Origin of the sequence: Streptomyces sp. NPDC051921 (assembly GCF_040680975.1) — a bacterium.
GTDB lineage: Bacteria > Actinomycetota > Actinomycetes > Streptomycetales > Streptomycetaceae > Streptomyces.
Genome location: NZ_JBFAXU010000043.1, coordinates 16,871 through 31,381 on the forward strand (window position 1 = coordinate 16,871; position 14,511 = coordinate 31,381).

13 protein-coding genes are annotated in these 14,511 nt (G+C 72.0%); 1 reads left to right on the forward strand and 12 read right to left on the reverse strand.

The features are described from left to right. Positions 1–35: 35 nt before the first annotated feature. The 12 genes from AB0M16_RS35555 to AB0M16_RS35610 form a co-directional block, all read right to left on the reverse strand. A complete protein-coding gene (locus AB0M16_RS35555; protein ID WP_365350560.1) occupies positions 36–2,033 on the reverse strand; it encodes an SDR family oxidoreductase in 1,998 nt (665 codons plus the stop codon). After that, on the reverse strand, positions 2,030–3,511 hold the full coding sequence (locus AB0M16_RS35560; protein ID WP_365350561.1) for an FAD-dependent monooxygenase: 1,482 nt from the start codon (positions 3,509–3,511) through the stop codon (positions 2,030–2,032). The genes AB0M16_RS35555 and AB0M16_RS35560 overlap by 4 nt, the downstream gene beginning before the upstream one ends. Next, positions 3,466–4,347, reverse strand: a complete 882-nt coding sequence (locus tag AB0M16_RS35565) for a 4'-phosphopantetheinyl transferase superfamily protein (protein WP_365350563.1) — start codon at positions 4,345–4,347, stop codon at positions 3,466–3,468. Before AB0M16_RS35565 ends, AB0M16_RS35560 begins: the two co-directional genes overlap by 46 nt. After that, a complete protein-coding gene (locus AB0M16_RS35570) occupies positions 4,328–5,269 on the reverse strand; it encodes an aromatase/cyclase (protein ID WP_365350565.1) in 942 nt (313 codons plus the stop codon). The genes AB0M16_RS35565 and AB0M16_RS35570 overlap by 20 nt, the downstream gene beginning before the upstream one ends. Before the next feature lie 20 nt (positions 5,270–5,289). Beyond that, on the reverse strand, positions 5,290–6,078 hold the full coding sequence (gene fabG, locus AB0M16_RS35575) for a 3-oxoacyl-ACP reductase FabG (protein ID WP_365350567.1): 789 nt from the start codon (positions 6,076–6,078) through the stop codon (positions 5,290–5,292). A 118-nt stretch (positions 6,079–6,196) separates the two neighbouring features. Beyond that, positions 6,197–6,460 carry an acyl carrier protein gene (locus tag AB0M16_RS35580; RefSeq protein WP_365350569.1) on the reverse strand — a complete coding sequence of 88 codons (264 nt, stop codon included), beginning with the start codon at positions 6,458–6,460 and terminating at the stop codon, positions 6,197–6,199. A gap of 50 nt (positions 6,461–6,510) precedes the next feature. Next, positions 6,511–7,725, reverse strand: coding sequence for a ketosynthase chain-length factor (locus AB0M16_RS35585; protein WP_365350571.1), 1,215 nt, complete (start codon positions 7,723–7,725; stop codon positions 6,511–6,513). Beyond that, the gene (locus AB0M16_RS35590; RefSeq protein WP_365350573.1) at positions 7,722–8,993 is read right to left on the reverse strand and encodes a beta-ketoacyl-[acyl-carrier-protein] synthase family protein; all 1,272 of its coding nucleotides are present in this window, start codon (positions 8,991–8,993) and stop codon (positions 7,722–7,724) included. Before AB0M16_RS35590 ends, AB0M16_RS35585 begins: the two co-directional genes overlap by 4 nt. Further along, a complete protein-coding gene (locus AB0M16_RS35595; RefSeq protein ID WP_365350575.1) occupies positions 8,990–9,319 on the reverse strand; it encodes a TcmI family type II polyketide cyclase in 330 nt (109 codons plus the stop codon). Before AB0M16_RS35595 ends, AB0M16_RS35590 begins: the two co-directional genes overlap by 4 nt. Before the next feature lie 205 nt (positions 9,320–9,524). Continuing rightward, positions 9,525–11,099, reverse strand: coding sequence for an acyl-CoA carboxylase subunit beta (locus AB0M16_RS35600; RefSeq protein WP_365350577.1), 1,575 nt, complete (start codon positions 11,097–11,099; stop codon positions 9,525–9,527). A gap of 86 nt (positions 11,100–11,185) precedes the next feature. Then, a complete protein-coding gene (locus AB0M16_RS35605) occupies positions 11,186–11,845 on the reverse strand; it encodes a TetR/AcrR family transcriptional regulator (RefSeq protein WP_365350579.1) in 660 nt (219 codons plus the stop codon). Further along, on the reverse strand, positions 11,748–13,106 hold the full coding sequence (locus tag AB0M16_RS35610) for an MFS transporter (RefSeq protein WP_365350581.1): 1,359 nt from the start codon (positions 13,104–13,106) through the stop codon (positions 11,748–11,750). The genes AB0M16_RS35605 and AB0M16_RS35610 overlap by 98 nt, the downstream gene beginning before the upstream one ends. Positions 13,107–13,417: 311 nt before the next feature. Here AB0M16_RS35610 and AB0M16_RS35615 point away from each other — a divergent pair, with 311 nt between their 5' ends. Next, positions 13,418–14,341: a hypothetical protein gene (locus AB0M16_RS35615; protein ID WP_365350583.1), complete on the forward strand. Its 924-nt coding sequence runs from the start codon at positions 13,418–13,420 to the stop codon at positions 14,339–14,341. Positions 14,342–14,511: the final 170 nt, after the last annotated feature.

A 14,511-nucleotide genomic window follows, 5' to 3' on the forward strand; every position in this document is an offset into this window, starting at 1 on the left:
CATGGGATGGACGGTGGTGGGCGCGGACCGGCTCCTCAGCCGAGGAGGGTGCCGCCGGTCGCGTCGATGAAGGCGCCGGTGATCCAGCGGGCCTCGTCGGTGGTGAGGAAGGTGATGACGTCGGCGACGTCGCCGGCGTCGCCGACCCGGTTGAAGGCCGAGAACTTCGACATCGCCTCGACGGCCTGCGCGTTGTCGAAGATCGCGCCGCCGTTGTTGGTGATGCCGGGGGCGACGCTGTTGATGGTGATGCCGCGCGGCGCGAGGATCCGGGCCAGCTGGAAGGTCAGCTGCTCGATCGCGCCCTTGGTCATCGCGTAGGCGACCTGGTCGGGCACGGAGGTGCGGGTGACGCCGGTGGTGAGGTTGATGATCCGGCCGCCGCTGGGCATCTGGCCGATGGCCCGCTGCACGAGGAAGTACGGGGCCTTGGCGTTGACGGCGAAGTAGCGGTCGAACTCCTCGGGCGTGAGGTCCTCGGGCGCCGAACCCGTCGACGTGACGGCCGCGTTGTTGACCAGGATGTCGAGGCGGGTGTCACCGGTGCGTTCCTTCAGGCCGCGCTCCAGGCCCAGGAACAGCTCGTGCACGTCGCCCGGCACGCCGAGTTCGGCGCGCACGGTGAAGGCGCTGCCGCCCTCCTTCTCGATGAGCTCGACGGTGTCGTTCGCCGCCTGCTCGTTGGCGGTGTAGTGCACGGCGACGAGCGCGCCCTCGCGGGCGAGGCGGATGGCGGTCGCCCTGCCGATGCCGCGACTCGAACCGGTCACGAGGGCCGTCTTGTCGGTGAGCCTGTCCACGGTTGACCTTCCGGGTTGGTGGGTGTGCGAGCGGTGCGGCGCGGGTCGCGCGACCCGCGCCGCCCGCGCGGGGGCCTCGGGGCGAGGCCGTTCCGTCACGTCGAGGGCGCTGATCATGCGGGCCACATGGCGCCGGGCGGGGGCCAGTTCGAGAAGTTCGCCGAAGACGTCGCGCAACGCGAGGACCTCGTCCGTGCCGAACAGCAGGCGGGCCTGCGCCTCGATGTTGGCCAGCGTGCGCGCCCCGGCCGGGTGCCGCTCGGCGTGGTAGGTGTCGAGCAGCTCCGGCCGGTCCGCGCCGGTGACGACCCGGGCGAGCTTCCAGCCGAGGTTCGCCGCGTCCTGCAGGCCGAGGTTGACGGCCTGGCCGCCGACCGGCATCTGGCTGTGCGCGGCGTCGCCGGCGAGCAGCAGCCGGCCCCGGCGGTATGCGGTGGCCTGCCGGGAGACGGTGCCGAAGCGGTTGAGCCAGCGCGGTTCGCCGTGCCCGATGTCCTCTCCGGTCACGGCGGCCCAGGCGGACACCACCTGCGCGAAGGTCACCTCGCCGGCGGGCTGTTCGCCGAACCGGTGGACCATGAGCCGGGTGGTGCCGTCGGGCCTGCGGTAGGCGGTGGCGATCCCGCCGGGGAAGCGCTGCAGCCGCCGGTTGTCGATCTCGACGCCGGCCACGTCGGCCCGCAGCATCACCTTGTCGGCGTCGCGTCCGGCGAACGTGAAGCCGCCGAGCTCGCGCACGGTGCTGCGCTCGCCGTCGCAGCCGACCAGGTAGCCGGCCTCGACGGGGTATGCCCCGCCGCCGGGCCCGCGCACCTCCACGCGGACCCCGTCGCCGGTCTCCGACAGTCCGGTCACCGTGTGACCGCGCCGGATCTCGGCGCCCAGGTCGAGCGCGTACGCCTGGAGCTCGGTCTCCAGGTGGTACTGCAGGCACTCCCACTGCCCGGCGTACGGGTGGTCCGGGTCGGCCTCGGCGAGGTCGAGGCGCAGACCGCCGAAGTGTCCCGGGCCGACCGGCGGCAGCTCGCCGAGCCGGGGCAGGAAGCCCCGGTCGGCGAAGACCTCCATGGTCCGCGCGTGCAGGATCGAGGCCCGCGACTCGCCGGTGGGTTCCGTCAGCGTCTCCAGGACGATCACGTCGGCGCCGCCCGCCCGCAGCTCCGCCGCGAGGAACAGCCCGACCGGCCCGGCGCCGACGACGAGCACATCGGTACGGGGTGTCGGCGCTGTCATCGGCGCTGCCCGAGCCCCGGCCCGAACCAGCGCGCCAGTGAGGTGTTCACGTCGCGGTGGCTGCCGGGCGCGGCCCAGGCGACGTAGCCGTCGGGGCGCAGCAGCACCGCGGAGACGCCCGCGAGCGGGCTGTCGGTGGGCGCGGCGTCGGCGGTCGCGGTGACGATGTCGACGCGGTCCCGCCACGGCTGCGCGCGGCGGCGCAGCACCGCGTTGTCGTCGAGGTCGAGGAGCACCCCGCGGCCCGTGCGCAGCAGTTCGGTGCTGCTGGTGCGCCGGCCCTCCACCGTCACCGGCAGGTGCGGGAGGCGTCGGCCGAGCAGCGGGCTGGAGCCGCCGCCGACCTCGTAACGGATGTCGAGGCCGCTGACCTTGGCCGCCAGGTGCCGGGAGACACCGGGGATCCGGACCAGCTCGGCCAGGACGTCCCGCAGCGGCACCGACTCCTCGCCGCCGAGTATCAGCAGGCTCTGCGCGCGGGTGTTGGCGAGCAGGCCGCGGCCCACCTCGTGGCGCTCGGAGTGGTACGTGTCGAGCAGCTCCACGGGCGCGTCGCCGCGCAGCACCGCCGCCAGCTTCCAGCCCAGGTTGTGGGAGTCCTGGACGCTGGTGTTCATGCCCTGACCGCCGGCGGGCAGGTGCACGTGGGCGGAGTCGCCGGCCAGCAGCACCCGGCCCCGCCGGTACTCGGCGGCCTGCCGGGAGGCGTTGCCGAACGCGCTCACCCACACCGGCTCGGCGTGCGAGACGTCGATGCCCGTGAGCCGCTTCCACACGTCGGCGACCTCGCTGAACTCCGGCGGGCCGGTGCGCTTGCGCGGCGGCACGCCGTGCTCGCCGACGATGATCCGGTGGATCCCGCCGGGCAGCTTGGCGACCATCACGAAACCGCCGTCGATGTGCTCGCCGGTCATCCGCGGCTCCAGGTCGACCCCGCGCAGGTCGGCCAGGAGCATCTCGGTGGTGGCGGCCGTGCCGGGGAAGTCGAACCCGGCCGCCTTGCGGACCGTGCTGCGGCCGCCGTCGCAGCCCACGAGGTAGCGGGCCCGGAGCGTCTCCTCGCCGTCCGCGTGGCGCACGGTGACGGTGACGCCGTCGCCCTCCTCCTCGTACGAGACGAACTCGTGTCCTCGGCGGATGTCCGCGCCGAGCTCGCCGGCCCACGCCTCCAGGGCTTCCTCGGTCACCGACTGCGGCACGGTCTTGGCCGCCTCGTGGAAGGCCCCGAGGACGCCCATGTCCAGCGGGACGCCACCGAAGTGACCCATGCGGCTGGTCTCGTAGTCGCCGAGCCGGCGCAGCAGGCCGCGCTGGTCGAAGACCTCCATCGTGCCGATGGTCAGCCCGATGCCCCGGGACTCGCCGGTGCGCCCGGGGTGCCGTTCGAGCACCGTGACGTCGATCCCCGCCAGGCGCAGTTCCCCGGCGAGCATCAGCCCGGCGGGTCCCGCTCCAACAACGACCACCGAAGCGTCCATGTACTTCTCCTTCTCAAAGCCAGTAGCGGAGCCGCGGACAGCGGCAGGCCTTCCGCGCCGTCGAGCAGGCAGGCCGCGGGCAGCGAGCGCAGCGTGACGATCGGCTCCGCGGGGACGGCCAGCGCGGCCGCGGCGGCGTGGTGCGGCCCGGCCGGCAGGTTCCGCACGATCCAGTCGGGCGGACCGGGCGGGGCGTCGGCGTCGGTCCCGACGCCCAGGTAGTCGAGGGCGGGGCTGCGGCCGAGCCCCGTGCCCAGACCCTTCAGGTACGCCTCTTTACGGGTCCACAGCTGTGCGAACGCGTCCGGGCGGCGGGCCTCGGGAAGGGCGAGGAGCTCCCGCCACTCCGCCGGGTGCAGCGCGGGTCCGCAGACCTCCACCGCCGCGGGCGTCGGCGTGCGCTGAACGTCCACTCCCACGACCGTCGCCGCCGTGCCGATGAGCACCAGGCCGTGGCTGTGCGAGAGCGAGAAGTGGACCGGCAGCGGCGGATACCGCAGCACGGGCCTGGTCGTGCGGTGCGGGCGCGCCGGGCCGGGCTCGCGGCCCAGGCGCAGCCGCTCGGGCGGACAGCCCGTGAGGTCGCTGAGGACCCGGCGCAGCGCGATGTGCGCCGACAGGTACTGCACCCGGTCGGTGGGCCGGACGAACAGCTCCGCGCGCCGCAGCTCCGCGGCGTCCAGCTCGCGCACCGCGAGCCGCGCCGCCGCCGGGCTGTCCGCCGACGGCGGGCGCAGCAGCCACAGCGAGAGCCGCGGCGGTTCGCCCGGGACCGGTATCAGCGGCTGCCCGGACCCACGGGGTGGACCGCCGGGTTCAGCGCCGGGCCTCGGCATGGGCCTTGGCGTGGCCCAGCGTGGCCTTGCTGTTGGTGCTCAGTGCGGTGTGCACGTACTCCCGGGCGTCGGCGAGGGTGGCGTCCTCGCCGAGGATGCGGGCGATGTTCTCGGTGTTGATGGTCACCGTGTGCTGCGAGGACGCCGTGACACCGGAGTCGGTCTCGGCGAACGTCCAGTAGCCGGTGTGCAGGGTCATCAGCGCGGGCAGCGTCACCTGCTTGTAGGCGATCTTCCCGTGCGGGAAGGTCACCCGGTACGACTTCGTGGTGTGCACGGAGCCGTCCTTGGCGCGGGTGTCCATCTCCAGGGTCTGCAGGCCCGGGGCGTCCTCGTCGAGGCGGACGGTCGCCACGTGCGGCAGCCGCTCGGACCACAGGTTCGCCTCGTTGATGAAGTCGTAGACGTCCTTGGCGGAGCCGGCGATCTCGACCGAGTCCTCGAAGGAGAAGGTCAGGTCGGCCTCGGTCTCGGCGTGGACGCGCTCGACGTTGGTGCGGAGCGCCGCCAGCTCGGAGCGCGAGTTGCGGTCGACGGCCTCGTCGATCCACTTCAGGCTCTCCGGGTCGTCGTCGATCGCCCGGTAGTCGTGCAGCAGGCGGATCCGCGACTCGGTCGCGGAGACCGGCTCGATGATCCAGGTGCCGCCCATGGACGCGACCGGCGGCGTGGACACCTCCTGGCGGAAGGTGATGCGCAGGTTCTCCGGGTCCAGGGTGCGGTGCGACGTCCAGTTCTTGGGCTCGCCGTTGGCGGTGGCCCAGATCTGGATGCGTTCCTCGCGCTCGCCGCGCTCCACGTGCTCGACGTGGATCGTGGGCGGGAAGATCCGCGGCCAGTTCTCCACTTCGGCGATCAGCCGGAACACCGTCTCGGCCGGCGCGGCCGCGGTGATCTCGTGCTCGACCTCACGGATAGTCATGGTCAGCTCTCCTTGGGTCCTTAGAAGTTGCCGAGTCCGCCGCAGACGTTGAGCGCCTGCGCGGTGATGGACGCCGCCGTGTCGGAGGCGAGGTAGCCGACCAGACCCGCGACCTCCTCCGGCGTCGAGTAGCGGCCGAGCGGGATCTTGGCCTGGAACTTCTCGAGGATGGCGTCCTCGGTGGTGTCGTACGCGGCCGCGTAGCCCTGGCGCACGCGCTGGGCCATAGGGGTCTCGACGTAGCCGGGGCAGACCGCGTTGACGGTGATGCCGGTGGGGGCGAGCTCGTTGCCGAGGGCCTTGGTGAAGCCGACGACGCCGTGCTTGGAAGCCGAGTACGGGGCGCCGAGCACGACGCCCTGCTTGCCCGCGGTGGAGGCGATGTTGATGATCCGGCCGCGGTTCTTGTGGCGCATGCCGCCCGTGTTGAGCACCTCGCGGGTCAGCCGGAAGACGCTGTTGAGGTTGGTGTCGATGACGTCGTCCCACAGCTCGTCGGCGATGTCGGCGGTGACGCCGCCACCGCTGCGGCCGGCGTTGTTGACCAGGACGTCGACGCCGGCGCCGAAGGCGTCGACGGCGGCCTGCACGAAGTCCCGCACGTTCTCCGAGGAGCGCACGTCGAGGGTGGTGCCTTCCACCTCCAGGCCCTCGGCCTGGAGCTCCTTGACGGTCGCGGCCACGTTGTCGGCGCTGCGCGCGCCGATGAACACCCGGTGGCCCTGCTCGGCCAGGAGCCGGGCGGCCGCCAGGCCGATGCCGCTGGTCGCTCCGGTGACCAGGGCGACCCGCTTCTGCTGATCTGACATGAGTGACGTCTCCATAGGGGAGGGAAAAGGGGCCCGCCGGGCGGTGCTCGGGGCACCACCCGGCGGGGTGTGGGGTGTGGGGGATGTGGGGGGCGAGGGTGCGGAGGGGGGCGGCGGGTCAGACCAGCGCGGCGAGGCCGTTGTTGACGGCGTCGATCAGCATGCGCGGGGTGTTGGCGATGCTGAGGATGTCCTCGTCGAGGGATATGCCGTACTCGCGCTCGATGCGGCCACCGGTCTCCAGGAGGGCCAGCGACTCGTAACCCAGCTCCTCGAAGTCGGTGTCGAGGATGTCACCGTCGAGGTTGTAGGAGTCGTCGGCGCCCGCCGCCTCGATCAGGATGCGGCGGAGGTCGTCGAAGGTGAAAGCCTGCTCGGCCATGGGTGGTTCCTTTCCGGTTGTGCCCGGTCGGTGGGATGGCGGTGCGGGGGTCAGTCGGCGGAGCGGACGACGAGCGCGGAGTTGAAGCCGCCCAGGCCGCGGGCGAGCACCAGCGCGGTGCGCACCTCGTGCGTCCGCGGGTGGCCGACGACCAGGTCCAGGCCGTACGTGTCGGCCGGGTCGGTGTTCATGGTCGGCGGGATCAGGCCCTCCTCCATCGCGAGGAAGACCGTCGCCAGGTCCAGTGCGCCCGCGGCCGAGTACAGGGCGCCGGTCGTCGTCTTGGGGACGGTGACGGGCACCTGCTCGCGGCCGAAGACCGCGTTCAGCGCCTCGGCCTCGATGCGGTCGAGCTCGGGGACGGCCGCGCCGTCGGCGAAGACCACGTCCACGTCACGGGCGCTCACCCCGGCGTCGGCCAGCGCGGTCTCGATGGCCTGGCGCAGGGCCGGCGGCCGGCCGCTGCCCGGCTTGGGGTCGAAGGTCGCGCCGTAGCCGGCGATCTCCCCGTACACCTTGGCGCCGCGGGCCCGGGCGACGTCCTCGCGCTCCATGATGAGGATGGCGCCGCCCTCGCCCGGGACGTGGCCCGAGGCCCGCCGGTCGAAGGGCAGGAAGGCGGTGGCCGGGTCGGCCTGGGTGGTGACCCGGCCGGAGGTCAGCTGTGCCACCCAGCCCCAGGGGCACAGGGAGGCGTCTACCGAGCCGGAGACGACCAGCGGGGTGCCCTTGCGCACCTGGCGGCGGGCCTGTGCTACGGAGTCGAGACCGCCGGCCTGCTCGCTGACGACGACGCCGCTGGGGCCCTTCATGCCGTGCCGGATGGAGATCTGGCCGCTGTTGACGGCGTAGAACCAGGCGAAGGACTGGTAGGCGCTGACGTACTCGCTGCCCTGGCTCCACAGCCGCTCCAGCTCGCGCTGGCCGAACTCGAAGCCGCCGGAGGCGCTGGAGGTGACCACGCCCATGTCGAAGGCGGGCAGCTCCTTGGGGTCGACCCCGGCGTCCTCCAGCGCCCAGTCCGCGGCGACGAGCGCGAGGCGCGTCATGCGGTCGGTCTGCGGCAGGAGCTTGCTCGGCAGGTGGTCCGAGGCCTCGAAGCCGTGGATCTCGCCGGCGAGCTGGGCCGGGTACTGGGTGGGGTCGAAGCGGGTGATGCGGCCGATGCCGCTCTTGCCGACCCGGGCGGCCTGCCAGTACTCCTGGGCGCCGAGCCCGTTGGGCGCGACGACGCCGAGTCCCGTCACCACTACAGAGGCGCTCATGCGGCGGTCCTTTCCGGCCGGGCGAGGACCATGGCGCTCTGGAAGCCTCCAAAGCCACTGCCGACGGTCAGCACGGCGTCCGTCTGGTGCTCCCGCGCGGTGACGGGCACATAGTCGAGATCGCATTCGGGGTCGGGGGTGGTCAGGTTCGCCGTGGGCGGCACCACGTTGTGCGTCATCGCCAGGGTCGACGCGGCGATCTCGATGGCGCCGATGGCACCGAGCGAGTGCCCGACCATGGACTTGATGGAGCTGACCGGCGTCGCGTACGCGTGGTCGCCGAGGCTCTTCTTGAACGCGGCGGTCTCGTGGCGGTCGTTCTGCTTGGTGCCGGAGCCGTGCGCGTTGATGTAGTCGATCTGGTCGCCGTTCATCCGCGCCTCGTCGAGGGCGACGCGGATGGCCTCGGCCATCTCGGCGCCGTCGGGGCGCAGACCGGTCATGTGGTACGCGTTGGAGCGGGTCGCGTAGCCGGCGATCTCGGCGTAGATGCGGGCGCCGCGGCGGCGGGCGCTCTCCAGCTCCTCCAGGACGAAGAAGGCGGTGCCCTCGCCGAGGACGAAGCCGTTGCGGGTGCCGTCGAACGGACGGGAGGCGCGCTCGGGCTCGTCGTGCCGCGGGGTGGTGGCGCGGATCGCGTCGAAGCACGCCATCGTGATCGGCGAGATCGGGGCGTCGGTGGCGCCGGCGACCAGGACGTCGAGGGAGCCCTCGCGGATCAGCTCGACGGCGTAGCCGATGGAGTCGATGCCGGACGTGCAGCCGGTGGAGACCACGGCGTTGGCGCCCTCGGCGCCGACCGCCCAGGCCACCTCGGCGGCGAAGGAGCTGGGCACCAGGTGGTTGTAGAGGTGCGGGACCGCGTACTTGTGGTCGACCAGGTTCAGCCGGCCGCCGTCGCTGACGACCCGGTACTCCTGGTCGAGGCCCATCGTCGCGCCGACGGCCGTGCCGACGGTCACGCCGACGCGGTGCGGGGCGTGCTCGGCGAGGTCGATGCCGCTGTCCGCGACGGCGCCGCGGGCGGCGACCACGGCGAACTGGCCGGCCCGGTCCATGCGCCGGATCTCCTGCGGGCTGAGGCCGTGGGCCTCGGCGTCGAAGTCGATCTCGGCGGCGACCCGGGAGCGGAACGGCGAGGGGTCGAAGAAGGTGATGCCGCGGGTGGCCGTACGGCCCTCGCTCAGCAGCGACCAGAAGGCGTCGCGGCCCACACCACCGGGGGCGAGGACCTCCAGGCCCGTGATGACTACGCGTCGGGGGCTCACTGCGAGGCCTCCCAGTGGTAGAAGCGGGTCGCCATGGCGTCCGCCGGGGAGCGCCAGGTCGCCGGGTCGTACGCCTCGATGAACGGCTTGAGGTCTTCGCTGATCCGCACGAAGCGCGGGTCGGTCTTCGCCTCCTCGATCTGCCGGCCACCGTTGTCGGTGTCGAAGTCCTGGAGGTGGAAGTAGAGGCCGCGGTAGTGGAAGAGCTCGCGCCGACGCGTGCCCATCCGGTGCGGCATCTCGGTGGCGTCGAACGCGCGGAAGAGGTCGGCGACGTCGCCGCTCATCCCGGGCTCCATCCGGGCCACGATCAGATTGCTGTGCATGCGTTTTGTCTCCAAGTGGAAAGCCGTACGGCGGACTGGAGTTTCACGTCACGTCGACGGTTCGACAGCAAGGGGGCCGGAACCGGACGGAGTCAAAAAAAGAGGGCGCTTTGACAAAGCGCCGGACTCTGACATCTATGTTCTTCGCTGACTGCCCCTGTTTCAAGGGGAGTTACTACAGATCCCGGTAGGGAAAGTACAGGATCTACTGCGGGGCGTTGCCGTGCTTCCGCGACGGCAGGTCCGCGTGCTTGGCCCGCAGCATCGCGAGGGAGCGGATCAGCACCGACCGGGTCTCCCGCGGGTCGATGACGTCGTCGATCAGTCCGCGCTCGGCCGCGTAGTACGGGTGCATGAGCTCGTTCTTGTACTCCTCGATGCGCTGCTGCCGCACCGCCTCCGGGTCCTCCGCGGCGTTGATCTCCCGCCGGAAGATGACGTTGGCCGCGCCCTCGGCGCCCATCACCGCGATCTCGTTGGTCGGCCAGGCCAGCGCCAGGTCGGCGCCGATCGAGCGCGAGTCCATGACGATGTACGCACCGCCGTAGGCCTTGCGCAGCACCAGCGAGATGCGCGGCACGGTGGCGTTGCAGTACGCGTAGAGCAGCTTGGCGCCGCGCCGGATGATGCCGTTGTGCTCCTGGTCCACGCCGGGCAGGAAGCCGGGCACGTCGACCAGGGTGATCAGCGGGATGTTGAAGGCGTCGCAGAACTGGACGAAGCGCGCGCCCTTCTCGGAGGCGTTGATGTCCAGCACACCGGCCATGGAGGCCGGCTGGTTGGCGACGATGCCGACGACGTGCCCGTCGAGCCGGGCGAAGGCGACGACGATGTTCGTCGCCCAGGCCGGGTGGACCTCGAAGTAGTCGCCGTCGTCCACGACCTCCTCGATCACCTTGCGGATGTCGTACGCCTGCCCGGCGCCGGACGGCACCAGGTCGAGCAGCGCGTCGTTGATCCGGTCGACGGGGTCGCCGGAGTGCTCCACCGGGGACAGTTCGCGGTTGTTCGCCGGCAGCAGCGACAGCAGGTAGCGCACGTCCTCGATGCACTCCTCCTCGGTGTCGTACGCGAAGTGCGAGACGCCCGAGGTGGCCGAGTGGACGTCGGCGCCGCCGAGACCGTTCTGCGAGATCTCCTCGCCGGTGACCGCCTTGACGACGTCCGGGCCGGTGATGAACATCTGCGAGGTGTCGCGGACCATGAAGACGAAGTCGGTCAGCGCCGGCGAGTAGGCCGCGCCGCCCGCGCACGGGCCGAGCATCACGGAGATCTGCGGGATCACGCCCGAGGAGCGGGTGTTGCGCTGGAAGATGCCGCCGTAGCCGGCGAGCGCGGTGACGCCCTCCTGGATACGGGCCCCGGCGCCGTCGTTGAGCGACACCAGCGGGGCGCCCGCGGCCTCGGCGAGGTCCATGATCTTGTGGATCTTCTGGGCGTGGGCCTCGCCCAGCGCGCCGCCGAAGATCCGGAAGTCGTGTGCGTAGACGAAGACGGTGCGGCCGTGGACGGTGCCCCAGCCGGTCACCACGCCGTCGCTGTACGGCTTCTTGTTCTCCAGTCCGAAGCCGCTGGCCCGGTGCCGCCGCAGCGGCTCCACCTCGTTGAAGGAGCCCTTGTCCAGGAGCAGCGCGATGCGCTCCTGGGCGGTCAGCTTGCCCTTGTCGTGCTGGCGCTCGGTGGCCGCCGGGTCGGGGCCCTGCCGCGCCGACTCCTTGATCTCGGCCAGCTCGTCGATCCGGGCCTGGATCGAGTCGTGCGGTGTGGCTGGTGTGGCCATGGTGTTCCCCACCTCCATGGGTCGCGGGTCGTGGGTGGTGCAGCGTGGGTGGTGCGGCGTGGGTGGTGCGGCGCGCGGCCGTCGGATCAGCGGTCGGCCCCGGGCCGGTACAGGCGGACGAAGTCCGTCACGCCGGCACGGATGACCGCGTCCCGCTCGAAGTCGGACAGCGGCAGGGCGCCGTGGAAGGAGCGCTGGACGACGCCGCCCGCGACCAGCTGGATGAAGCGCTCGGCGGCGTGCTCGGGGTCCTCGAAGGACAGCAGCCCCTGGTCGGCGACGCGGGCGAGCCGACGGGCCAGCTCGCGGTTGGCCTGCCGGGGGCCGGCGGTGCGCCACATCTCGACGACCCCGGCCGGCCAGGTGGCGATCTCGGCACCGAGGTGCCGGACGATCGCGAAGTGCTCCGGGAAGGCGGCGAGCGGCGTCAGCCAGGCGCGGCCGAGCTCGACCAGGTCCTTCTCCAGGTCGGTGATCTCGGAGAGGTGCTCCTCGGCGATGACGGTCAGCGAGGCGGCCACCGAGGCCGCGCCCTCCAGCAGGACGGCGAGCAGCAGGCGCTCCTTGTCCTTGAAGTAGTGCGTGACCGAGGCCTCGTCGAGGCCGCACTCCACGGCGACGTCCGTGACGTGCGTGTGGGTCCAGCCCTCACGGGCGAAGACGACGCGGGCCGCCTGGACGATGTCCCTGCGCTCCTCCGCCGAGCCGGCCTGGACGGGGGCGATCGTTGCCTGCTGGATGGTCATCGGGTGTTCCTCCGTGTGAGGTGCGGATCTTGTCGGGCGTACGGGACCGCGGGCGCTCGGTGCACAGCTGGACGACGAGCACCGCGACGGCGGCGAGGAGCGTGGCCGCGCCGCCCGCCACGAGCCCGGAGCGCGCGCCGAACCGTTCGCTGAGGGCGCCGATCAGGAGGGCGCCCAGGGGAGTGGTCCCCTGGAAGACGAGCGTGTAGAGAGCCATGACCCGGCCCCGGTAGGCGGGGTCGGTGCCCAGTTGGATGCGGTGGTTGGTGGCCTGGGCGAAGTACAGGGAGCCGAATCCGGTGCACATCAGCAGCACCGCGGCCCAGGTGTAGGTGGGGGCGAGACCGGCCGCGCACTCCAGGACGCCGGAGGCGAGGGCCGAGCCGATGACGAGCCGTGCCCGGGGCCGCCCGCGGCGGCGGGTGGTGACGAACGCCGCGAGCAGCGAGCCCACCGCGAAGGCCGTGGTGAGCAGGCCGAACGCGGAGGCATCGGCGTGGAACTCCGTCTTGGCGAGCAGCGGCAGGGTGAGCTGGAAGTTGAAGCCCAGCATCCCGACCACGGCCACCAGGATCATCGGCAGCAGCAGGTCGCGCCGGGTCACCATGTGCCGTACGCCGTCCATGACGGGCGCCCGCGCGGGCCGCCGCTCGGCACGGTGCAGCTCCTCGGGACGCATCGCGTGCAGCGCCCGGACGGTCGCCAGGTAGCTGACCGCGTTGAGCAGCATCACGGTCCCGGTGCCGAGCCAGTCGATCAGCAGGCCCGCGAGCGCCGGACCGGCCACGCGCGCCACGTTGAAGTACGCGGCGCTCAGCGCGGAGGCGTTGGGCAGCAGGTCGGCGCCGACGAGCTCGCTGACGAAGGACATCCGGGTGGGCACCTCGACCGCGTTCACGACGCCGAGTGCGAGGGCGAAGAGGCAGACGTGCCACAGGCCGGCGGAGCCGGTGAGCACGAGGACGCCGAGGAGCAGTGCCAGGACGCCCGACACGAGGTTCGCGGCCATGAGCAGTCGGCGCTTGTCGTACCGGTCGGCCAGACCGCCCGCGTAGAGGGTGAGCAGCAGCAGGGGCGCGAACTGCAGGGCGGTGACGACGCCCAGCGCGGTGCCGGAGTCGCCCGTGAGGGAGAGCACGAGCCAGTCCTGGGCGACGACCATCATCCAGGTGCCGGCGACCGAGACGAGTTGTCCCGCCACGAACAGCCGGAAGTTGCGCACGGTCAGGGACTGGAAGGTGCCGGCGAGTGGTGATCTCATCTCATCCTTGGGCGAGGAGAATACGGGCGCACGGCAGGGGAATCTGCCCTATAGCTTCTTCGCCCCCGGACGGCCGGTCAAGAATTCTCGTGTCAGATCCAGGTCAAGGCGTGTCAGGAATGGCCGGTTCCGTAGCGGGACGTGAATTCGTGTCAGGGCAAGGAAAACACACTCCTGGAATTCATCGAATTACGTCACGTACTACAGGGCTCATTCCATCGGCCTTGCGGCTCCGATAATCACGGAAATACCGTTCCCGGGACGGTGGGCGACTCCGACCGGAGGTCGCCGAGACTCAGGGGGTAGACCGCATGTCCGTGGTGACGACAGTCTGTGCCGGAACGAGCTGCGTACGGCGCGAGGGCGCCGGCCGGGCCAGGCGCCCGGCCGCACCCGCGAGCCGCCTCTGCCTGGACTGCCACGAGCGCCTGGTACGGGATCTGAACCGGCTGCCCGAGCTGTACGAGGAGTGCGCGCGCCACCTCGACGGCAGCGGCGGCGACCGTGCCGTCGAGCGGACCTCCGGCGGCCCGCTGCCCGGCATGCCCTTCAACCTGCGCGCGGCGGACGTGCGGACCCAGATCCTGGCGGTGCTCAGCGCCTGGGCGAGCCTGGTCCTGGAGGAGCGCGACCTGGCCGGCCCCCGCCGGGCCGTCGTCCCGCTGGTCAACTTCCTGACCCGACACGGAACATGGCTCGCTTCGCACGACGCCGCCGGCGAGGCCTCCGCCGAGATCGCACAGCTGGTGCGCCGGGCGCTCGGTGTCATCGATCCGATGACCAGCCGGCGCATACCCGTGGGCGAGTGCGTCGAGCCCGGCTGCTCGGGCGCGCTGACCGCGGTCGTCCGGCCCCGCTGGCCGCAGCTGCCCGCCACGGTCACCTGCGGCGCGGACGCCGCCCACCGCTGGGCCGGTCACGAGCTGCTGCAGCTCAGCCGCCGCCTCGGCGCGACCGCCGCGGCCACGGAGCCCGCGGCCACCGCGGGGCGCGCCGTGACCGCGGTGACCGCCATGGCGGCCGCGCCCGCGCAGGCCGCCGCGACGACGGACCTGGAGGCGGAGACGCGCTGGATGACCGCGGGCGACATCGCCCGACTGTGGGACATGCCGCCGGGCAGCGTCTACCGCCACGCCAGTCTGCGGAAGTGGCGTCGCCGCAGCCGATCCGGGCGGACCTACTACCACGCCGGGGACGTCTACGAGACGCTCCACGGACGGGACGCGGCGGCGTAGCGAAGGCGGCCGTCCCACTACGCTCGAGGGCTCCTGGCGGATCGCCAGGAGCCCTCGGGCGTGGAGCGGTCGGTCGGTTCAGTCCTTGATCTCGCAGATCGCGGCGCCGGAGGTGAGGGAGGCGCCGACCTCTGCGGTGAGGCCCTTGATGGTGCCCGACTTGTGGGCGT